Origin of the sequence: Mycolicibacterium neoaurum (assembly GCF_036946495.1) — a bacterium.
GTDB classification, from domain to species: Bacteria; Actinomycetota; Actinomycetes; order Mycobacteriales; family Mycobacteriaceae; genus Mycobacterium; species Mycobacterium neoaurum_B.
In genome coordinates this window covers 1,454,297-1,475,168 of sequence record NZ_JAQIIX010000002.1, presented here as the reverse complement: position 1 = coordinate 1,475,168, position 20,872 = coordinate 1,454,297, and the positions used below count along the sequence as shown (strand labels likewise).

Here is a 20,872-nt window from a genome sequence, read left to right as displayed (position 1 = left end):
CGTCATCTTGTTATGACTCGTCTCTTTGTAAGAAACAGAGTATCACTGTATGAAACACGTGCAAGCCGAGGAAACCCCGACGACCCGAGGTCGCCGGGGAATCATCGGGAACCTCAGGCCAATTCGAACTCGTAGGCCGAATCGCGGTGGAACGTGGCGTCGATACCCTTCTCCTCCTCGTCGGGGGAGATGCGGATGCCCATGGTCTTCTTGATGGCGAAGGCGATGACGAAGGCGATGCCGAAGGAGTAGGCCATCACCGCGCCCGCCGCCACGGCCTGCTTCCAGAGCAGGTCGATACCGCCGCCGTAGAACAACCCGTTGACGCCGTTCGGCATCCCCTCGCTGGCGAACAGGCCGATCAGCAGTGTGCCGATGACGCCGCCGACCAGGTGCACGCCCACCACGTCCAGGGAATCGTCGTAGCCGAACTTCTCCTTCAGTCCGACCGCGTAGACGCAGATGGCTCCGGCGATACCGCCGACGAAGATGGCGCCGATGGGCGTGACCGCACCGCACGCCGGGGTGATGGCGACCAGGCCCGTGATGGCGCCCGACGCCGCGCCGACGCCGGTGACGTGTCCGGTCTTGATCTTCTCGACCGCCAACCAGGCCAGCACGGCCGCACAGGTCGCCACGAATGTCGTGACCATGACGATCGCGGCCGAGTTACCCGCCGCCAGTGCCGAACCGCCGTTGAAGGCATACCACCCGGCCCACAGCATCCCGGCGCCCAACAGGGTCAGCGGGACGTTGTGCGGCTTGCGCAACCGGCCGAACATGGCGGACTTGCCGAGCACGATGGCCAGCGCCAGGGCCGCGGCGCCCGCGTTGATGTGCACCGCGGTGCCGCCGGCGAAGTCGACCGCGCCGAGGGTGTTGGCGATCCAGCCACCCACCGAGTTCTCGGTGACGACGCCGTCGAATGCGAAGACCCAGTGCGCGACCGGGAAGTAGACCAGCACCGCCCAGACCGCCGCGAAGATCATCCACGCGCCGAACTTCATCCGGTCGGCCACCGCGCCGGAGATGAGTGCGACCGTGATGGCCGCGAAGAGCGCCTGGAACAGCGCGAACAGACTGATCGGCAGCCCGGACAGCGTGGTCATGGGCTCCAGCAGGTTCGTCATCCCGGCGAACTCGGTGATGTTGCCGACGAAACCCCCGATGGACGTGCCGAACACCATCGAGAATCCGAACAACACCCAGAGCAGGCCGACGATCGCAACGGCGCCGAACGTCATCATCATCATGTTGGTCGAGCTCTTGACCGAGACCATGCCGCCGTAGAACAACGCAAGGCCGGGGATCATCAGCGTCAGGCCGATGATGCAACACAGTATGAAGGCCGTGGTTCCTGTATCCATCTACATCTCCTGGAATGCGCGGCCCGAGCGGGCCGACCACTGGCAGTAACCTCCGTTTCTGTTACGTCAACGGCATCGCCGCGTTGCACGCCGGTAAACGGTTCTGGGCCCCGGTGCTGCGCGCAGGACGGTGGAGGTGAAAAAGGGGTGCGCCGACCCCTTATCCTTGTCAGGACATCCCCGGCTGGTCGAGAGGTACACAGTGGCGCTCGTCGTGCAGAAATACGGCGGATCATCGGTTGCAGATGCCGACCGGATCCGGCGCGTCGCCGAGCGCATCGTGGAGACCAAGAAGGCCGGCAACGACGTCGTGGTCGTCTGTTCGGCGATGGGGGACACCACCGACGACCTGCTGGACCTGGCCCGCCAGGTCTCCCCGGCCCCGCCGGCACGCGAAATGGACATGCTGCTCACCGCCGGTGAGCGGATCTCCAACGCGCTGGTCGCCATGGCCATCGAATCGATGGGCGCCCAGGCCCGATCCTTCACCGGTTCGCAGGCCGGCATCGTCACCACTGGCACCCACGGCAACGCCAAGATCATCGACGTCACCCCGGGCCGGCTGCGCGATGCGCTGGACGACGGCGTCATCGTGCTGGTCGCCGGCTTCCAGGGCGTCAGCCAGGACAGCAAGGACGTCACCACCATGGGTCGCGGCGGCTCGGATACCACCGCCGTCGCGCTGGCCGCCGCGCTGAACGCCGACGTCTGCGAGATCTACACCGACGTCGACGGCATCTTCACCGCCGACCCGCGCATCGTGCCCAACGCGCGCCACCTGGACCACGTCTCCTTCGAGGAGATGCTCGAGATGGCTGCCTGCGGCGCCAAGGTGCTGATGTTGCGCTGCGTGGAATACGCGCGCCGCTACAACGTTCCGATACACGTCCGCTCGTCGTACTCGGATAAGCCCGGAACCATCGTCAACGGATCGATCGAGGACATCCCCATGGAAGACGCCATCCTGACCGGAGTCGCCCACGACCGCAGCGAGGCCAAGGTCACCGTCGTCGGCCTGCCCGATGTGCCCGGATATGCCGCCAAGGTGTTCCGCGCGGTCGCCGACGCCGACGTCAACATCGATATGGTGCTGCAGAACATCAGCAAGATCGAGGACGGCAAGACCGACATCACCTTCACCTGCTCCCGCGAGAACGGCCCGTCGGCGGTGCAGAAGCTGGCCTCGCTGCAGAGCGAGATCGGCTTCACCCAGGTGCTCTACGACGATCACATCGGCAAGGTGTCCCTCGTCGGTGCGGGGATGCGCACCCACCCGGGCGTCACCGCCACGTTCTGCGAGACCCTGGCCGAGGCCGGTATCAACATCGAGCTGATCTCCACCTCGGAGATCCGCATCTCGGTGCTGGTCCGCGACACCGACCTGGACAAGGCCGTGGCCGTGCTGCACGAGGCCTTCGGGCTGGGCGGCGACGAAGAAGCGATCGTGTACGCAGGATCGGGGATCTAGTAACCATGGTGAACATCGGTGTGGTCGGCGCCACCGGTCAGGTCGGCCAGGTGATGCGCAAGCTCCTTGAGGACCGTGACTTCCCGGCGAGCTCGGTGCGGTTTTTCGCCTCGCCGCGCTCTGAAGGCAAGAAACTGACCTTCCGCGGCCAGGAGATCGAGGTCGAGAACGCCGAGACCGCGGACCCGTCGGGACTGGACATCGCGCTGTTCTCCGCGGGCGCGACCATGTCGCGTGTGCAGGCCCCCCGGTTCGCCGCGGCCGGGGCGGTCGTCGTCGACAACTCCTCGGCGTGGCGCAAGGACCCCGAGGTTCCGCTCGTCGTCTCGGAGGTCAACTTCGATCGCGACGCCGGTGTGCGCCCCAAGGGCATCATCGCCAACCCCAACTGCACCACGATGGCCGCGATGCCGGTCCTCAAGCCGCTGCACGACGAGGCCGGTCTGACCCGGCTGATCGTGTCGAGCTATCAGGCGGTCTCCGGTACCGGTCTGGCCGGTGTCGAGGAACTGGCAACCCAGGCCCGTGCCGTCATCGACGGCGTCGAGCAGCTGGTGCACGACGGCTCGGCGCTTGATTACCCGGCGCCGGTCAAATACGTTGCGCCCATTGCCTTCAACGTGGTTCCACTGGCCGGATCGCTCGTCGATGACGGTTCCGGTGAGACCGACGAGGACCAGAAGCTGCGCAACGAGAGCCGCAAGATCCTCGGGATTCCCGAGCTCGCCGTCAGCGGCACCTGCGTGCGGGTTCCGGTGTTCACCGGTCACTCGCTGTCGATCAATGCCGAGTTCGCCGAGGCGCTCTCGGTGCAGCGGGCCCGCGAACTGCTGGCGTCGGCGCCGGGTGTCTCGCTGGTGGACGTGCCGACGCCGTTGGCCGCGGCCGGCGCCGACGATTCGCTGGTCGGCCGGATCCGCCAGGACCCCGGCGTACCCGACGGCCGCGGACTGGCGCTGTTCGTCTCCGGTGACAATCTGCGCAAGGGCGCCGCGTTGAACACCATTCAGATCGCCGAGTTGCTGGCCGCCCAGTTGTGATCCGCGGCGCGGCGGCGACCCTTGTGGCCGCCGTGGTGCTCGCATCACCTGCCCACGCCGACCTGAAGCTGGCGCCCGGTCAGGTGGTGATGCTCGGGCCGGTCGCCGGAACCGGCACGGCGACAGGTGATTACGGTATCGGCGCCACCGACCTGTGCGAGTTCATGGAGTTCCCTAGTCGACTGCTGCAGGTCTGTGGTGACAGTTTCGCCGGCCAGGGCGTCGGCTTCGGCGGGTGGTATTCACCGGTGGCGCTGCACGTCGACCCGGACTCGATCACCACCGGCCTGCGCGTCACCGGTGTGTCCGGTGTCGACACGCCGCTGCTGGCCGATCCGACCCCTCCGGGCGCCTCACAGCTACCGGCGGGCGTGGTGTCGATCAACCGGGAGAACTACCTGCTGGTGACGACGGCCACGGCATTACGCCCGTCATCGTCGCGGCTGGTGAAAGCCGATGCCGCCGAGGGGAACTGGCCCACGATCGCGGAGTCGGAACGGCCCGCCGACCATGCCGGTGCGGGGCAGTCCCAGATCAGTGGCTACTACGATCCGGTGCCCACCGCGGAATCCGAACGCGGTTGGGTCTACATCGTCGCGGACAGCTTCGACAGGACCGCCCCTGTCACCCTCTACCGCGTTGCACCGCAACACTTTCCGGACCGTTCCGGGTGGCAGGGGTGGTCGGCGGCGCTCGGCTGGGGTCATGACCCGACACCGCTGTGGACGGACCGGGTGGGCGAGCTCAGCATCCGGCAGATCGACGGCAAGACGGTGCTGTCGTACTTCAATGCCGATACCGGCAACATGGAGGTGCGGGTGGCCGACGACCCGACCCAGCTGGGTTCGGCGCCGGTGACCACGGTCGTCGTGGCCGCGCCCTGGCCCGAGCGCCCCGAGCAGCTACCCGCACCCGACGACAACCGGTTGGCCCAGCCCTACGGTGGGTACATCTCGCCCGCGTCCACCCTTGACGAGTTGCGGGTGTTCGTCAGTCAATGGAACACCACGCCTCGCGGCGGCACGCCGTACCGCGTCATTCAGTACGCGGTGAACCCGGTCAAGCCGAAGTCACGCTACGGCGGTTCGTAGGTAGGCCACCATGGCCACGGCGGATTCCTTGATCAACAGCGGGTCCCCGTCGGGCTCCTTGCGAAAGGCGAATCGCAGCAGATAGTCCAGGATCTCGATGGCCACCGAGCAGTGGTAGAGCTCCAATCCGGGGGCGTGGCCCGGCGCCACACGGATGATTGCCTCCCGCAATCGCGTCGCGATATATAGGTTGGCCTGCTCGTCGGCGGCGACGGCAACCGGCGACAGGTGCCCGTTGAGCCAGAGTTCGCGCACAGCAGGTGCCCGGTAGTAGCTGCTGTAGGCGTCGATGGCGCGTTCGGCGACCTGTTCCCAACGGTCGTAGGGCTCGGCGGCGAACTCATCGGCCATCTCGGTCGACTTCTCCATATACCCCAGGGCCACCGTCTCCATGGCCTTCTCGGGGCTGGTGAAATACGCGTAGAACGCGCCCTTGCTGACGCCGGCCGCCTCGACCAGCGCCGTCGGGCTTGCGACGGCGCGCTCGTACCCGACGGTGACCAGCAGTTGTTCAGCGGCGTCGAGGATGCGTTGCACGGTTTCCCGGCTGCGGCGCTGCGCGGGCAGCCTTCGCATGGTCTCTGCCATGAATCAGACTCTAGTCGGATTTACCGGGAAGTTACGCGCGGTCCCTTCGATGAAACAGACTCAAGTTCAGACTCTAGTCGTATTTAAATTCGTCTACTGCATTGGAGTGCCCGCTGTGACCGAGTTGAACAACAAGGCGTTGAACCACCTTCCGCCGACCGCGACACCCGCGGAGATCACCGCGTGTATGCGGCGCGACGGCTACGTCATCATCGACAACCTCGTCAGTGCCGAGACCATGGACCGGATCAACGAGGAACTCAGTCCGTACGTAGAGGGCACCGAGTACGGGGCGGACAATTTCCTCGGGCTGCGCACCAGGAGAACGGGATCGCTGATCGCACGGTCGGAGACTTCACGCCGGCTGATCGCCCATCCCACCATCCTCGAGGTGGCCGCCGAGTACCTGAGCCATGCCTCGGCCTTCCAGCTGCATCTGACCCAGGTCATCTCGATCGGCCCGGGATCACCGGCGCAGGCCATCCACCGTGACGAATTGGCTTGGGACTTCTTCGAATTCCCGGCCGAATACCAGGTGCAGTGCAACACATTGTGGGCGATGAGCGACTACACCGCGGAGATGGGGGCCACCCGTGTCGTCCCCGGGAGCCATCTGCTCGGCACCGACGAGAAGTTCAGCCAGGAGGAATCGTTGCCCGCCGAGATGGAGAAGGGCTCAGTTCTGCTCTACAACGGCAAGATCTACCACGGCGGCGGTGCTAATACGACCGAGGACAAGGTGCGCCAGGCGCTGAACATCACCTACGCGGTCGGCTGGGTGCGCCAGGAGGAGAATCAGTACCTGTCGACCCCCATCGAGGTCGCGCGCACCCTGGACGACGACCTGCTCAAGTTGATGGGCTACCAACTCGGTTGTTTTGCCATCGGATACGTGGGGGATGTGAAGGATCCGCTGTCGGTCATCCGCGCGGATGCCACGGGCTCGTTGTCGATCGACGCGATGACCGATGCCGCCGGCCGCGAGGGCTCGGCCAACACCCTGATGAACATGATCTCCGATGCCGCCGGGGTCACGTCGTGACCGACTCGGAAGGATTGGCCCGCAACAGCGTGACGTTGCCGGAGGCGACCTTCGTCTCGATCGCGACCATGGCCCCGGGTGTCGGCGCGGCCTTCGCCGTCATCAGTGGCGCGTCGTTCGCCGGCGGCGCGCTGCCGGCCTCGGTGGTGTTCGCCATGCTGGGCTGTGTCTGCGTCGCGGTGGCGATCGGCCAGCTGGCCAAGCGGGTGACCTCGGCCGCCGGTATGTCGTCCTATCTGGCGGCCGCCTTCCACGGCGGCGCCGGCTTCCTGTCCGGCTGGGGCACCATGCTCGTCTACGCCGCCGCGCTGCCCTACCTGGCCCTGTTGGTCGGCAACATGGTGGGCGGTGCGGTCGACGGTGCACTCGGGTTGGGCTACACGGCGTGGTGGATCATCGGTGCGCTGGGCTGTATCGGACTGGCGCTGGTCATGAACTACCTGGGCGCGCAGTTCGGTACCCGCGCCGGGATGCTGCTCGGCGCTCTGGAAATCGTTGTGCTGCTCGTCATCTCGGCGTGGATGATCGTCGCCGCGGGTGACCGCAACACGCTGTCGGTGTTCTGGACCGATCACTCGACCGTCGAAGGATTTACCGGCATGAGCGGCATCCTCGCCGGGGCGGTCTACGCATTCCTGGCGTTCATCGGCTTCGATGCAGCTGCTCCGTTGGCCGAGGAGGCCAAGGACCCCAAGCGCACGATCAAGTGGGCCGTCATCGGATCGGTGCTCCTTGTCGGGGCATTCTTCGTGACCACCACCTATGCATCGGCGGTCTACTTCGGCCCTGATCAATACGCCGGCTTCCTGGCATACGGCGACGGCGACCCCTGGATGGAGATCACCCGGACCTTCTGGGGTGTCGGCTGGGTGGTGCTGCTGATCACGCTGCTCAGCTCGGGCCTGGCGTCGGCCAACGGCGCCGGCATGGCCGCTACACGGGTGGCCTGGGCGCTGGGTCGGGCGGGAACCCTACCGAAGGCGTTCACCCGCACCCATTTCCGGTTCCGCTCACCGGTGGTGGCGATCGCCGTCATCTTCGCCGCGGCTACCGCGGTGACACTGACTGTCGGGTTGACATACGGTCCGGTGACCGGATTCATGGTGACCGGCACGGTGCTGACGGTGGGCGTGCTGCCGATCTACATGGCGGTGTGCGTAGCGTGTCCGGTGTACTACCTGCGCTACCGACGTGCAGAGTTCCGGGTGTTCACCCATCTGGTGGTACCGCTGGTGGGCCTGGCCTTCTTGTTCCCGGTGTTCTGCGCGGGGGCCGGTATCACCGTGTTCAGTTTCGTTGCACCACTGACACATCCGCTGGACATGGCGGGCTACTTCGTGGCGCTGTGGTGGTTGGTCGGCATCGTCGCGCTGGCCGTCATCGCGGTACGCCATCCCGAGCGGCTGGACGCCGACCGGATCCTCGCCGGACCGTCGCTGGACGACGAACTCGCGGCGGTCATCGACGACAAGAAGGAAGCGACACTGTGACAACGGATTTGACCATCGGCCCGATCGAACGCCAGGTGCCCGACATCGGCTATCTGGACGGGCAGGTCTTCGACGACCTCGGCATCGTGCAGACCGCGGTGGCCCGCGACACCGTCTACGTCTCGGGTATCGCGCCACTGACCGGTGGCGCCGATGGCCTCTACATAGTCGGGGTGAGCTTCGAGGAGCAACTCGCGTACACCCTGGAGGTGCTCGACCGGTCCCTGGCGGCCTGCGGTGCCGACCGCGCCGGTCTGGTCGCGTGGACCGTATACACCACCGATATGCATGCGCTGACCGCCGCCGCGCCGACGTTGCGCGCGTGGGTCGGTGAGCATCCGCCGACGAGCACCTGGGTTACTGTCGCCGGCTTGATCCACCCGCAGCAACTCCTCGAACTGACGGCCATCGCCGTGCGTTGACAGCGTCACGTTTCAGCGGTCGGTAAGAATGGCAATACTGGATCGAAGTATGCCGACCGCTGGGGAGGAGTCAGATGTCATCGCAGGACGAGGGGCAGGTGAACGAACCCGCCGAGATCACCTTCGATGAGCATCTGCATCCGGCCCGCCCCCGAACCCTGCGGTCCAGGCCGCGGGTCCGCAGTCCCTTCGTGCGCCGGTCGCTGGCCCAGGACGGATCACCCACCGGCGACAACCCCGCCTATGTGTCCTGGCTGCTGTCGCAGTCCATGCTGTCGGACGCCAATGAGATCAGCCAGCAGTTCTCCGGGCAGGGCTCGATGTGGCAGAACCCGTTCGCCCGGCCCAACCCGCGCGGCGCCGTCGATACCGCGTCGGTGTGGTTCACCGCATATCCGCTCTCGCTGATCACCCGGCCGGATGAATCCTTCCTCAAGGCGATGGCCGACGAGGAAATGTGGAAGGCGTTCGCGGAGATCGGGATTCAGGCAGTGCACACCGGGCCGGTGAAACGTGCCGGTGGCATTTCGGGTTGGCAGCAGACCCCCAGTGTGGACGGTCACTTCGATCGGATCAGCACGCAGATCGACCCGGCGTTCGGCACCGAGGACGAGTTCCGGCAGATGTGCGGTACCGCCAACTGGTACGGCGGCACCATCATCGACGACATCGTCCCCGGGCACACCGGCAAGGGTGCGGACTTCCGGCTCGCCGAGATGAAGTACGCCGACTATCCCGGCATCTATCACATGGTCGAGATCGATCCGCAGGACTGGGATCAGCTACCGGCGGTGCCCGCCGGGGAGGACTCGGTCAACGTCGATTCGGCCACCGAGGACTGGCTGGACAAGGCCGGCTACATCATCGGAAAACTGCAGCGCGTCATCTTCTACGCCGAGGGCATCAAGGAAACCAACTGGAGTGTCACCCGCCCGATCGTCGGCGTCGACGGTATCGAGCGACGCTGGGTGTACCTGCATTACTTCAAGGACGGGCAGCCCTCGATCAACTGGCTGGATCCCAGTTTTGCGGGTATGCGGTTGGTGATCGGTGATGCGCTGCACTCGCTCAGTGACCTCGGCTCGGGCGGTCTGCGATTGGACGCCAACGGTTTTCTGGGTGCGGAGAAGTCGGCAGAGGATGACGTCGGCTGGTCGGAGGGCCATCCGCTGTCCCAGGCGGCCAACCAGTTCATCGGCAGCATGGTGCGCAAGCTCGGCGGATTCACCTTCCAGGAGCTCAATCTCACCATCGACGACATCCGCGACAACAGCCTCGCCGGTTCGGATCTGTCGTACGACTTCATCAACCGGCCCGCCTATCACCATGCGCTGGCGACCGCTGATACCGAGTTCCTGCGGCTGACGCTGCGAACCACACTGGACACCGACGTCGACCCGGCATCGCTGGTGCACGCGCTGCAGAACCACGACGAGCTGACCTACGAGTTGGTGCACTGGTCGGCGGGCCACCGCGATGACCACTACACCTACAAAGGTCAGGGCGTCACCGGTGAGCAACTGGGACAGGCGATCCGTGACGACCTGACCCACACCCTCACCGGCCCGGGCGCCCCGTACAACCTGGTGTTCACCACCAACGGCATCGCCTGCACGACCGCGACGGTGATCGCCGCGACGCTGGGCTACTCCGATCTGGCCGATATTGCCGATATCGACCGGATCAGGCGGGCCCATCTGCTGTTGGCGATGTTCAACGCCCTACAGCCAGGTGTCTTCGCGCTGTCGGGATGGGATCTCTGCGGAATGTTGACGCTGCCGGCCGACCAGGTCAGCGAGCTGTTGCGCGGTGGCGACACCCGCTGGATCCACCGCTCCGCCCACGATCTTATGGGTGTGAACCCGGAGGCGACCCACTCCAGCGAGGGCATGCCGCGCGGAACCAGTCTGTACGGATCGATACCCGAGCAGCTGGCCGACGAGACCAGTTTCCTGCGCCAGTTGCAGGCGATCCTGCGGGTGCGGACGCACTTCGGCATCGCGACGAGTCGCCAGATCGACATTCCGGAGGTGTCCCACCGCGGGATGCTGGTGATGGTGCATCAGCTCGACGACCCGCACCAGCTGCAGCTGACGGTGCTCAACTTCGCCAACGAGGAGATCGCCGGAACGGTGCGGTCGGAGTTCCTGCCGCCGCAGGCCGTGGTGACGGACATGTTCAGCGGGAAGACGCTCGCCAACGTCGACGATCTGCACAGCTTCCCGGTCGAGATGCCGCCTCACCACGGAATGAGCCTGCTCGTGGAGTTACCGCTCACAGCGGATTCATAAGCGGCAACCAGCCGGCGCATCGGATGGTCTCGGCATCATGGTTTCATGACCGAAAGTGAGCACGCCGAGAACCCGACCGCGCCGACCGCGGTGCCGGCATCTCCGCCGCCGCCCGCGCAGCCGCCGCCACCCGTGCAGCCGGATCGGGCGCGTCCAAACCGGCTGATCCAGGTGGCCGCCTGGGTGGGCATCGTTGCGGGGACGGTGTTCGTGGTCGCGGTCATCTTCTTCTCCGGTTTCATCCTCGGCAAGAGCTCCGACGGCGACCGGCACCACGGGCCGCCGCGCGACGACATCGAGATGTTCCACCGGGGCGGCCCGCCCCCGATGGGGCCGCCGCATGTGTTGTTCCCTGGCGGTCCGCGCTTCCAGGGCGGCCCGGATTTCGAGATCGGACCGCCTCCTGGTGCGGGTCAAGGCCAGGGCCCGATGCCCGGGCCGACGACCGTGCCACGCTGAAAACCTTAAGAAACATCTGTAACTCTTGGCACTCGCGGCTCAGTCGTGAGAGTGTCGCTAACCATGACACGCCGAACTTCGCGCCTTGCCGCGCTGATCGGAGTTTTCGTGGTAGCGGCGACGCTGGTGGGCTGTGGCGGCCGCGAACCCGATATCGCGGCCGCCACCGTCTTCGCCGTAGGGGACTGCGTCCGGATCGATGTGGGTCAGGCGCCCGCCCCTGACCCCGCCCGCGCCACCGAGGTGTCGTGCACCGCGGATCCCAGCTACACCGTCGGCGCCACCACCGACGCCGCCGGTGAGTGCCCGACCGCCGAGTATCAGCATCTGCCCAGCGGTTATGCCGACCCGTCGACCGCGCGGTTGTGCCTGGTGCCCAATCTGGTGGCCAATCAGTGCTATCTGATGGAGATGCCGATCGGGTTGGTCGAGAAGGCCGATTGCCGCGACCGCGGGCAGGGCGTGCTGGTGCAGGTCACGCAGCGGCTGGACGTCCGTGACCAGTCGGCATGCCCGGCGACCGCCGGCACCTACGCCTGGCCCTACCCGCGGCCGGCCCGCACCTACTGCACGCAGACGCTGTTCTGATCCGCTGGCATGATCGGTGCCATGCGCCAGACGTACGCCGTCGCGGTCGTGGGAGTGGCCGCCGTGGGAGCTGTGCTGACGAGCCTCACCGCGGTACCCGCCGCCTGGGCCAGGCCGTCCGACCCCGGGGTGGTCGCTTACGCCGTGCTGCCGAAGGGCTCGGTGAGCAATATCGTCGGCGCCCCGTTGTCCTGGGAAGCCGAGTTCACCGCACCCGGTCAGGCCTTCTACGTCGACAACCCCGCCTGTAACAACTGGGCCGATATCGGATTGCCCGATGTGTACGCCGATCCGGACCTGGCCTCGTTCAAGAGTGCGCTGGCCCAGACATCGGCGACCGACACCACCCGTCTGGTCAAGCAGGCCGTCGGGGTGTTCGCGACCAACGATGCCGCGACACGGGCCTACCAGCGCGTCACGGATCGGACGACCGGCTGCGCGGGCCAGACGACGGCCATGCACCTGGAGAATTTCGTGACACAGGTCTGGACGTTCACCGCGGGGACGGTCACGCCGACCGACGCGGTTTGGGTCAAACAGGAGGAGGGTATTGACCGTCGGTGCTTCACCCAGACCCGGTTACGGGAAAACGTTCTGCTGCAGGCGAAAGTCTGCCAGCCAGGAAACGGCGGCCCGGCGGTGAACGTGCTGGCCGGAGCCATGCAGAACACCCTGGGCCAGTAGCGGCGATCAAATCCCAGGGAATATGTCAGACCCTTCTGGAAGATTGAGTGAGACAGGGTTCTGACCGGGGAGGGGTGGTTCCGATGTCGGCCACCACTGCGTGGGATGTGGACTGTCCGTCCGGACAGACTGCGGCCGCGATCGCCGCATCCTGTCTGCACGATGGTCCGGTGGGCACGGTCGGACTGGAGGTCGAGGCACATTGCTTCGACCTGGCCGATCCGATGCGCCGACCCGGGTGGGAGGAACTGAGCGTCCTCATCGCCGCGGCGCCGGCATTGCCCGGGGGCAGCGCCATCACCGTCGAGCCGGGCGGGGCCGTCGAGCTCTCCGGCCCGCCATGTGCCGACGTGGTCTCCGCGATCAGCGCCATGACGGCCGACCGCCGCGTGCTGAACACCTACTTCGCCGAGCATGGACTGGGATTGGTGCTGCTCGGCACCGATCCGCTGCGGCCGACGCAGCGGGTCAACCCCGGCGCCCGTTACCAGGCGATGGAGCAGTTCTTCGCCGCGACCGGCACCGGCGCGGCCGGCGCGGCCATGATGACCTCGACGGCGTCGATGCAGCTCAATGTGGAGGCCGGCCCGCGCGCGGGGTGGGCGGACCGGGTTCGGCTGGCGCACGCGCTGGGGCCCACCATGATCGCGCTGTCGGCCAATTCGCCGCTGTTGAACGGCGAGTTCACCGGCTGGCGTAGCACCAGGCAGCGCGTCTGGGGACAGCTCGACTCGGCGCGTTGCGGACCGGTGCTCGGCGACCGTGGTGATGATCCGGCGGCCGACTGGGCGAACTATGCGCTTCGGGCACCGGTGATGCTTGTCCGCACCCCCGAGGCGGTTCCGATGACGGAGTTCGTCTCGTTCGCCGATTGGGCCGACGGACACGTCGTGTTGGGCGGGCGGTCTCCGACGGCCGAGGATCTCGCGTACCACCTCACCACGCTGTTCCCGCCGGTGCGCCCGCGCCGCTGGTTGGAGATCCGCTATCTGGACAGCGTCCCCGACGCGGTCTGGCCAGCGGTGGCCTTCACCATGGCCACCTTGCTGGACAACCCGGAAGCGGCCGAGACCGCCAGAGCGGCAACCGAACCGGTTTCCTCTGCCTGGGACCGGGCGGCGCGGTTCGGACTGGCCGACCCGCAGTTGCACGCCTCGGCCTGCCGTTGCGTGGAGGCGGCGGCCGAGCACGCGCCCGCCGAACTGGCCGCGCCGATGCAGCGGCTACTGACGAATGTGCACGAGGGCAGGAGCCCCGCCGACGATTTCAGCGACCGGGTACACCACCGGGGACTGGCGTCGGCGATCACCGAACGTGTGGGGGATGAGTGAGTACACCCGATCTTTTGGCCGCCGAGCTCACCAGGGCTCGCGATCGCACGCTGGCGCTGGTGGACTTCGACGATGCCGAACTGTTGCGGCAGTACGACCCGCTGATGAGTCCGCTGGTGTGGGATCTGGCCCATATCGGTCAGCAGGAGGAGTTCTGGTTGTTGCGTGGCGGGAACTCCGCCGCGCCGGGCATGCTCGCGCCTGCCGTCGAGAAGCTCTACGACGCCTTCGTCCATTCCCGTGCCAGCCGGGTCGACCTGCCGCTGTTGCCGCCCACCCACGCCAGGACCTATTGCCGCGATGTGCGCAACCGCGTGCTCGACACCTTGGAACACAGCACCGAAAACAGCACCGAACTGTTCCCGTTCGGCCTCGTCATCTCCCACGAGAATCAACACGACGAGACCATGCTGCAGGCCCTGAATCTGCGCTCGGGGCCGCCGATCCTGCCCCCGGGTTCACCGCTTCCGGCCGGCAGGGCCGGCGTGGCAGGCACGTCGGTGCTGATCCCCGGCGGGTCGTTCACCCTGGGGGTCGATGCCTCCGCTGAGCCGTACTCGTTGGACAACGAGCGCCCCGCGCACACCGTCGAGGTCGACGCGTTCCGCATCGGTCGGGTCCCGGTCACCAATGCCGAATGGCGTGTGTTCATGGCCGATGGTGGGTACCGGACACGGCAGTGGTGGTCCGATGCCGGTTGGGCGCATCGGGAGCAGGCCGCTCTGGTGGCGCCCGGATTCTGGAACAGCGACGGCAGCCGCACCCGGTTCGGCTACCGCGAGGAGATCCCCGACGACGAGCCGGTCCAGCACATCACCTATTACGAAGCCGAGGCGTACGCCGCGTGGGCCGGTGCGCGGCTGCCGACCGAGATCGAATGGGAGAAGGCATGCGCCTGGGATCCGGTGGCCGGGATGCGCCGCCGATATCCTTGGGGTGCAGCGGAACCGGACGTACAGCGGGCCAACCTGGGTGGGCGGTCGTTGCGGCCGGCGCCGGTCGGGGCCTACCCCGGCGGCGCGTCCGCCTACGGGGTCGAGCAGATGCTCGGTGACGTGTGGGAATGGACCTCCTCGCCGCTGCGGCCGTGGCCGGGATTCAGGCCGATGATCTATGAGCAATACACGGTGCCGTTCATCGATGGCGACTACCGCGTGCTGCGTGGCGGCGCGTGGGCGGTGGCCGGGGACATCTTGCGGCCCAGCTTTCGCAATTGGGACCACCCGATCCGGCGGCAGATCTTCTCCGGCGTGCGGTTGGCCTGGGATGTGTAGACATCTCGGCTGGTTCGGGGCTCCGGTCTCGGCGGCCTCGGTGGTGCTCGATCCGCCCAGCGGGCTGCTGGTGCAGTCGTATGCGCCGCGGCGGCAGAAGCACGGAACCATCAACGCCGACGGTTGGGGTGTTGGGTTCTTCGACGATGGCCCGCGACGGTGGCGCAGTGACAAACCGCTGTGGGGCGACGCGTCGTTCGCCTCGGTGGCCCCGACGCTGCGCAGCGGATGCATCATCGCGGCGGTGCGTTCGGCCACGGTGGGCATGCCGATCGAGCCATCGGCATCGGCACCGTTCACCGACGGCAGCTGGCTGCTCTCGCACAACGGTGTCGTCGACCGCGCGGTGCTCCCGGCAACCCGGGATGCGGAATCCTCGGTCGACAGTGCGGTGTTGGCGGCGCACATCTTCCAGCGCGGCATGGCGGTTCTCGGGGACACCATCACCGAGGTCGGCGCCCTCGATCCCGGCGCGCGACTGAACATCCTGGCCGGCGACGGTTCCAGGCTGCTCGCCACGACATGGGGCGACACCCTGTTCGCGCTGGAACGTGCCGACGGCACCGTGTTGGCCAGTGAACCCTACGACGACGACCCGGACTGGCTCGACATCCCCGACCGGCATCTGGTCGAGGTCTCGGCGACGGGCCTGACGCTCACCCCTCTGGAAGGATCTCGATGACCACCCGTCTGGAAAGCTCGCTGCGCCGCGATGTGTCCGAAGGTCTGCGTCGGAGCCCGAAGTCGCTGCCGCCCAAGTGGTTCTACGACAGTGTCGGAAGTGATCTGTTCGATCAGATCACCAGACTGCCGGAGTATTACCCGACCCGCACCGAGGCCACGATCCTCGGTGAGCACGCCGCGGACATCGCCGAGGTGTCCGGTGCGGACACTCTCGTCGAACTGGGCAGCGGCACGTCGGAGAAGACCCGCTTGCTATTAGACGCATTCCGCGCGCGTGGTGCGCTGCGCCGGTTCATCCCCTTCGATGTCGACCCGTCGGTGCTCGGCGCGGCCGCCACCGCCCTGCACGCCGAGTATCCCGATCTGGACATCGACACCGTGTGCGGCGATTTCGAGCAGGACCTGCCGTCCATCCCGAAGGTGGGCAGGCGGATGGTGGTGTTCCTCGGCTCGACCATCGGCAACCTGACCGCGGGACCGCGCGCCGATTTCCTTGCTGCGGTGGCCGATACGATGCAACCGGGTGATTCGCTGCTGCTGGGCACCGATCTGGTCAAGGATGTCGATCGGCTGGTGCGCGCCTACGATGATGCCGCCGGGGTCACCGCGGCATTCAACCGCAACGTGCTGGCCGTGGTGAACCGCGAACTCGGCGCGGACTTCGACCCGTCCGCGTTCGCACACGTGGCCAAGTGGAACGACACCGAGGAACGTATCGAGATGTGGCTGAGATCGACACTGGCTCAGTGCGTTCACGTTCGCGACCTGGATCTGACGGTCGACTTCGAGGCCGGTGAGGAGATGCTGACCGAGGTCTCCTGCAAGTTCCGTCCCACCGGTATCGCCGACGAGCTGGCGGCGGCCGGTCTGACGCGCACCCATTGGTGGACGGATCCCGCAGGCGATTTCGGTGTGTCACTGGCGGTCAAATGAGCCTGGCCGAGCAATGGCGTGCCGCCCGGGTGCCGGTGGCCGGCGTGCATCTGGACAGCGCGGCGTGTTCACGGCAGAGCAATGCCGTGATCGAGGTGGCCGCGGCGCATGCCCGGCACGAGGCCGAGGTCGGCGGCTATGTCGCCGGTGAGGCCGCGGCGCCGGCCCTCGACGCGGGCCGCGCCGCGATCCGGGCGTTGGCCGGTATGGCCGAGGCCGAGGTCGTCTTCACGACCGGATCGAATCATGCCCTCGACCTCCTGCTGAGCAGCTGGCAGGGGCGCCGGACGCTGGCCTGCCTGCACGGTGAGTACGGCCCGAACCTGACGATCATGGCCGCCAACGGATTCGAGGCCCGATTGTTGCCGGTCGACGAGTCGGGCCGCCTTCTCGTCGACGCTGCGGCGGCGGTGCTGCGTTTCGACCCGCCGGCATTGGTGCATCTGACGGTGCTCGGCAGCCACCGTGGGATCGTCCAGCCGCTGGCCGAACTCGCCCAGGTATGCCGCGAGCTCGGGTTGCCGTTGGTGGTGGATGCCGCGCAGGGACTGGGACACGTCGACTGTGCGGTGGGTCCCGACGTGCTCTACACGTCGTCGCGTAAATGGCTGGCCGGGCCCCGTGGTGTCGGTGCGCTCGCGATGCGGCCCGAACTGTATGCGCAGCTGGTGCCGCGGTGGGCGCCGATGGAGCTGCACGAGGCCAATATCGCTTCCCGACTGGGCTTTTCGCTGGCGCTGGGGGAGCACCTGGCCGCCGGGCCCGCCGATACCCAAGCTCGGCTGGCCGAGATGGGGGCGCTGACCCGCGGCGTGCTGGCCGATATCGAGGGGTGGGAGGTCGTCGAGCCTGCCGCCGAGCCCAGTGCGATCACCACGCTGCGTCCGCTTGACGGGGCCGAGCCGGCGGTGGTGCGGGCACGGCTGATCGCCGAGCACGGGATCATCACCACCGCATGCGAGGTGGGTCGGGCGCCCCACGAGATGGACGGGCCGGTGCTGCGGGTATCACCGCACGTGGACGGCTCTGCAGCGGATCTGCAGCGATTCGCCACGGCGTTGGTGGCCGTCAGCTCGTAGCGCCGATGATCGTGCGGACGGCCGCCTCGTCGCCGTCGATCTCGATCAATCCGAGGGCCTGGGCATCGTCGATGGTCAGGGCCCCTGCTGCCAGGCCGAGGATGTATTCGGGTGCGGCGTGCAGCGTGCCGGCCAGTGCGCGACCGTCGGGCGGTCCGACGGTGAAATTCGCGCGGGATGCGTTGAGCTGCAGGGCCATATCCTCACCTGTGAGACCGATCGACACGGCCGCACGGACCTTCACGCGGGCGGCCAGCAAGGCCGGGATCGCGAGGCTCAGCCACTCAGGACGGAACGTGTCACCCTCTGGTCCGCGCGCCATCAGCGGGGTGGACCAGCGGATCAATCCCTCGATGGGCTCGCGCAATTCGGCGCCCCACGCGGTGAGGGCGTACTCGACGGTGCTGCCGTCGCCGAGTCGGCGCTCTATGACACCCGCCGATTCCAGTTCGCGGAGGCGGTCGGCGAGCAGGTTGGTGGCGATTCCCGGTAGCCCGGCGACCAGATCACGGTAGCGGGCCGGCGCGATCAGCAGCTGGCGGACGATGAGCAGATTCCATCGATCGCCCACGATCTCCAGTGAGCGAGCCAGTCCGCAGTATTGGCCGTAACGGCGCATCGCACATTCTCCAATCGCTTGAGAAAATAAAGTGTATATGAGACCTTCAAGTGCATGACCGATACTGCGAAGCGCGTCCGGCCGGATTGGGTCGACGACGAACTGTTCCCCTTCGAGAGTCGATTCGTCGATATCGACGGGCACTGCGTGCACTACATCGACGAGGGTTCCGGCCCCATCTTGCTGCTGCTGCACGGCAATCCGACCTGGTCGTTCCTCTGGCGCGATGTCGTGCGGGAATTGCGGCGCGACTACCGCTGCATAGCGCTGGACTATCCGGGATTCGGGCTGTCGACAGCCCGGCCGGGCTACCGGTTCGCACCTCAGGACCACGCGGAGGTGGTGACCGCCTTCGTCGACGAGCTCGCTCTGGACGATGTGACGCTGGTCGGGCAGGACTGGGGTGGAATGATCGGGCTGGCCGTCGCGCAGCGCCGCCCTGAGGTTTTCCGGCGTCTGGTCCTGGCCAACACCTGGGCGTGGCCGGTCAACGGCATCCTGCACTTCGAGGCGTTCGGGCACATCATGGGCGGACCGCTGACCCGTCTGCTGGTCCGCCAGTTCAACCTGCTCGTCAGCGCCTTCATCCCGGTGGGGCACAAGCGCCGCAAACCCTCCGATTCCGAGATGGAGCATTACCGGCGGGCGCTGGACACCCCGGCCCGTCGACAGGCCAGCGCGGTACTCCCCGGCCAGGTGCTGTCCGGCCGTCCGTTCTTCGCGGCGGTCGAGGCCGGGCTGCCGGCCATCGCACACCTGCCCACGCTGATCATCTGGGGCGATGGCGATATCGCCTTCCGACCCCAGGAACGTGAACGGCTGGAACGCGAATTCCCCGATCACCAGACCGTGATTGTCGAGGGGGCCGGACTCTACGTGGAGTCCGACGCGCCCGAGGAATTCGTCGCCGCGTTCCGGGGGTGGGCCGCGAGCCCCTAGAGCGGCCCCCACCCCTCTGACGGCCGGCCTACCTACCCGATCGGACGGTTTCGGCGTTCCGGACGGCGGGTCCTGCGCCGAAGCCATTGTGACGCGGACCACGCGGGTCCACGGTGGGATCTACCGGGTGCACCACCCGTCCGATACCGCGAGGAGTCGTCCGATGGCCATTGAGCTGAACCAGATTTGGGACTTTCCGATCAAGGAGTTCCACCCCTTCCCCCGCGCCCTGCTCGGTGTGGGCGCACACGACATCATCGGTGTCGAAGCCAAGAACCTCGGCTTCAAGCGCACCCTGCTGATGACCACCGGCCTGCGCGGCTCGGGCATCATCGAGGAACTGACCGGCAAGATCGAATACCAGGGCGTCGAGGTCGTGCTCTACGACAAGGTGGAGTCCAACCCCAAGGACTACAACGTCATGGAGGCCGCCGCCCTCTACCAGCAGGAGAAGTGCGACAGCATCATCTCCATCGGCGGCGGCTCCAGCCATGATGCCGCCAAGGGCGCCCGCGTCGTCATCGCGCACGACGGCCGCAACATCAACGAGTTCGAGGGCTTCGCCAAGTCCACCAACAAGGAGAACCCACCGCACATCGCGGTATCCACCACGGCCGGAACGGGTTCGGAGACCTCCTGGGCCTACGTCATCACCGATACCTCCGATATGGAGCACCCGCACAAGTGGGTCGGCTTCGACGAGGCCACGATCGTCACCCTGGCCATCGACGACCCGCTGCTGTACTACACCTGCCCCCAGCACTTCACCGCCTACTGCGGATTCGACGTCTTGGCCCACGGCAGTGAGCCCTTCGTGTCCCGGCTGGACTTCGCCCCGTCGCTCGGAAACGCCCTGTACTCGGTGGAACTCGTCGCCAAGCACCTGCGCGAGGCCGTCTTCGAGCCACGCAACCTCAAGGCGCGCGAAGGCATGATGAACGCGCAGTACATCGCCGGGCAGGCATTCAACTCCGGTGGCCTCGGCATCGTGCACTCGATCAGCCACGCCGTCAGCGCGTTCTTCGACAGCCACCACGGCCTGAACAACGCCATCGCGTTGCCCCGAGTGTGGGAGTACAACCTGCCCTCGCGCTACGAGCGCTACGCGCAGCTGGCCACCGCGATGGGTGTTGACACCCGGAACATGACCACCGTGCAGGCCGCCGATGCCGCCGTGGAAGCGGCCATCCGGCTGTCCCAGGACGTCGGCATTCCGGACAACTTCTCCGCCGTCCGCACCGACTCCTATGACAAGAACCGGATGAACACCGGAAAGTACGCCGGTCGGGGTGAGGTCATCAAGGGTGATGACAAGACCGTGCTGGCCATCTCCGAGCACATCCAGGACGACTGGTGCACGCCGGGCAATCCTCGCGAGGTCACCGTCGAGTCGATGATCCCGGTCGTCGGACACGCCATCAACTCGTCCTACTGACCCGGTGCCACGGCAGGGGCCGATCCGTCCACCTCGGTCTGCCCCTGC

The 20,872-nt window shown here is 66.8% G+C and carries 20 protein-coding genes; 17 read left to right on the top strand and 3 right to left on the bottom strand.

The features are described 5' to 3' along the window. Positions 1 to 113: 113 nt before the first annotated feature. Positions 114 to 1,367: an ammonium transporter gene (locus PGN27_RS12505; protein WP_335326402.1), complete on the bottom strand. Its 1,254-nt coding sequence runs from the start codon at positions 1,365 to 1,367 to the stop codon at positions 114 to 116. 202 nt (positions 1,368 to 1,569) lie between these two features. Here PGN27_RS12505 and PGN27_RS12500 point away from each other — a divergent pair, with 202 nt between their 5' ends. From PGN27_RS12500 to PGN27_RS12490, 3 genes are all read left to right on the top strand, one after another. Further along, entirely contained in the window at positions 1,570 to 2,835 is a 1,266-nt protein-coding gene (locus PGN27_RS12500) for an aspartate kinase (protein WP_019510700.1), read from the top strand. A gap of 5 nt (positions 2,836 to 2,840) precedes the next feature. Then, on the top strand, positions 2,841 to 3,875 hold the full coding sequence (locus PGN27_RS12495) for an aspartate-semialdehyde dehydrogenase (protein WP_335326401.1): 1,035 nt from the start codon (positions 2,841 to 2,843) through the stop codon (positions 3,873 to 3,875). A gap of 89 nt (positions 3,876 to 3,964) precedes the next feature. Then, on the top strand, positions 3,965 to 4,966 hold the full coding sequence (locus PGN27_RS12490; RefSeq protein WP_335328720.1) for a DUF4185 domain-containing protein: 1,002 nt from the start codon (positions 3,965 to 3,967) through the stop codon (positions 4,964 to 4,966). Here PGN27_RS12490 and PGN27_RS12485 read toward each other — a convergent pair. Beyond that, complete coding sequence (locus PGN27_RS12485) at positions 4,946 to 5,554, bottom strand: TetR/AcrR family transcriptional regulator (protein WP_335326400.1); 609 nt, start codon at positions 5,552 to 5,554, stop codon at positions 4,946 to 4,948. The two genes, PGN27_RS12490 and PGN27_RS12485, sit on opposite strands and share 21 nt — an antisense overlap. A gap of 115 nt (positions 5,555 to 5,669) precedes the next feature. Between PGN27_RS12485 and PGN27_RS12480 the strand changes: the two genes are divergently transcribed. The 12 genes from PGN27_RS12480 to egtE all read left to right on the top strand — a co-directional run bounded on the left by PGN27_RS12480 (position 5,670) and on the right by egtE (position 17,831). Further along, the gene (locus PGN27_RS12480) at positions 5,670 to 6,596 is read left to right on the top strand and encodes a phytanoyl-CoA dioxygenase family protein (RefSeq protein ID WP_335326399.1); all 927 of its coding nucleotides are present in this window, start codon (positions 5,670 to 5,672) and stop codon (positions 6,594 to 6,596) included. Continuing rightward, entirely contained in the window at positions 6,593 to 8,086 is a 1,494-nt protein-coding gene (locus tag PGN27_RS12475) for an APC family permease (RefSeq protein ID WP_335326398.1), read from the top strand. The genes PGN27_RS12480 and PGN27_RS12475 overlap by 4 nt, the downstream gene beginning before the upstream one ends. Next, positions 8,083 to 8,508: a RidA family protein gene (locus PGN27_RS12470; RefSeq protein WP_335326397.1), complete on the top strand. Its 426-nt coding sequence runs from the start codon at positions 8,083 to 8,085 to the stop codon at positions 8,506 to 8,508. Before PGN27_RS12475 ends, PGN27_RS12470 begins: the two co-directional genes overlap by 4 nt. 74 nt (positions 8,509 to 8,582) lie before the next feature. Then, positions 8,583 to 10,799 (top strand): maltose alpha-D-glucosyltransferase, encoded by a 2,217-nt coding sequence (treS, locus tag PGN27_RS12465; RefSeq protein WP_335326396.1) that lies wholly within the window; start codon positions 8,583 to 8,585, stop codon positions 10,797 to 10,799. 45 nt (positions 10,800 to 10,844) lie between these two features. Further along, positions 10,845 to 11,258: a hypothetical protein gene (locus tag PGN27_RS12460; protein WP_335326395.1), complete on the top strand. Its 414-nt coding sequence runs from the start codon at positions 10,845 to 10,847 to the stop codon at positions 11,256 to 11,258. Positions 11,259 to 11,321: 63 nt separating this feature from the next. Beyond that, positions 11,322 to 11,846 (top strand): hypothetical protein, encoded by a 525-nt coding sequence (locus tag PGN27_RS12455; protein ID WP_335326394.1) that lies wholly within the window; start codon positions 11,322 to 11,324, stop codon positions 11,844 to 11,846. 21 nt (positions 11,847 to 11,867) lie between these two features. Then, positions 11,868 to 12,530 (top strand): sensor domain-containing protein, encoded by a 663-nt coding sequence (locus PGN27_RS12450; RefSeq protein ID WP_335326393.1) that lies wholly within the window; start codon positions 11,868 to 11,870, stop codon positions 12,528 to 12,530. An 83-nt stretch (positions 12,531 to 12,613) separates the two neighbouring features. Continuing rightward, positions 12,614 to 13,861 carry an ergothioneine biosynthesis glutamate--cysteine ligase EgtA gene (gene egtA, locus PGN27_RS12445; protein ID WP_335326392.1) on the top strand — a complete coding sequence of 416 codons (1,248 nt, stop codon included), beginning with the start codon at positions 12,614 to 12,616 and terminating at the stop codon, positions 13,859 to 13,861. Beyond that, the gene (gene egtB / locus PGN27_RS12440; protein WP_335326391.1) at positions 13,858 to 15,135 is read left to right on the top strand and encodes an ergothioneine biosynthesis protein EgtB; all 1,278 of its coding nucleotides are present in this window, start codon (positions 13,858 to 13,860) and stop codon (positions 15,133 to 15,135) included. The genes egtA and egtB overlap by 4 nt, the downstream gene beginning before the upstream one ends. Then, entirely contained in the window at positions 15,128 to 15,817 is a 690-nt protein-coding gene (gene egtC, locus PGN27_RS12435) for an ergothioneine biosynthesis protein EgtC (RefSeq protein WP_335326390.1), read from the top strand. Before egtB ends, egtC begins: the two co-directional genes overlap by 8 nt. Next, positions 15,814 to 16,752 carry an L-histidine N(alpha)-methyltransferase gene (gene egtD / locus PGN27_RS12430; RefSeq protein ID WP_335326389.1) on the top strand — a complete coding sequence of 313 codons (939 nt, stop codon included), beginning with the start codon at positions 15,814 to 15,816 and terminating at the stop codon, positions 16,750 to 16,752. Before egtC ends, egtD begins: the two co-directional genes overlap by 4 nt. Continuing rightward, positions 16,749 to 17,831 carry an ergothioneine biosynthesis PLP-dependent enzyme EgtE gene (gene egtE, locus PGN27_RS12425; RefSeq protein WP_335326388.1) on the top strand — a complete coding sequence of 361 codons (1,083 nt, stop codon included), beginning with the start codon at positions 16,749 to 16,751 and terminating at the stop codon, positions 17,829 to 17,831. The genes egtD and egtE overlap by 4 nt, the downstream gene beginning before the upstream one ends. Here the strand turns inward: egtE and PGN27_RS12420 are convergent. Further along, the gene (locus tag PGN27_RS12420; protein WP_335326387.1) at positions 17,821 to 18,450 is read right to left on the bottom strand and encodes a winged helix-turn-helix transcriptional regulator; all 630 of its coding nucleotides are present in this window, start codon (positions 18,448 to 18,450) and stop codon (positions 17,821 to 17,823) included. The genes egtE and PGN27_RS12420 overlap by 11 nt on opposite strands. 54 nt (positions 18,451 to 18,504) lie before the next feature. On the opposite strand from PGN27_RS12420, the gene PGN27_RS12415 reads away from it, so the two are divergent. Next, the gene (locus PGN27_RS12415; RefSeq protein ID WP_335326386.1) at positions 18,505 to 19,389 is read left to right on the top strand and encodes an alpha/beta fold hydrolase; all 885 of its coding nucleotides are present in this window, start codon (positions 18,505 to 18,507) and stop codon (positions 19,387 to 19,389) included. A 163-nt stretch (positions 19,390 to 19,552) separates the two neighbouring features. Continuing rightward, positions 19,553 to 20,824, top strand: a complete 1,272-nt coding sequence (gene mdo, locus PGN27_RS12410; protein ID WP_030132777.1) for an NDMA-dependent methanol dehydrogenase — start codon at positions 19,553 to 19,555, stop codon at positions 20,822 to 20,824. Positions 20,825 to 20,872: the final 48 nt, after the last annotated feature.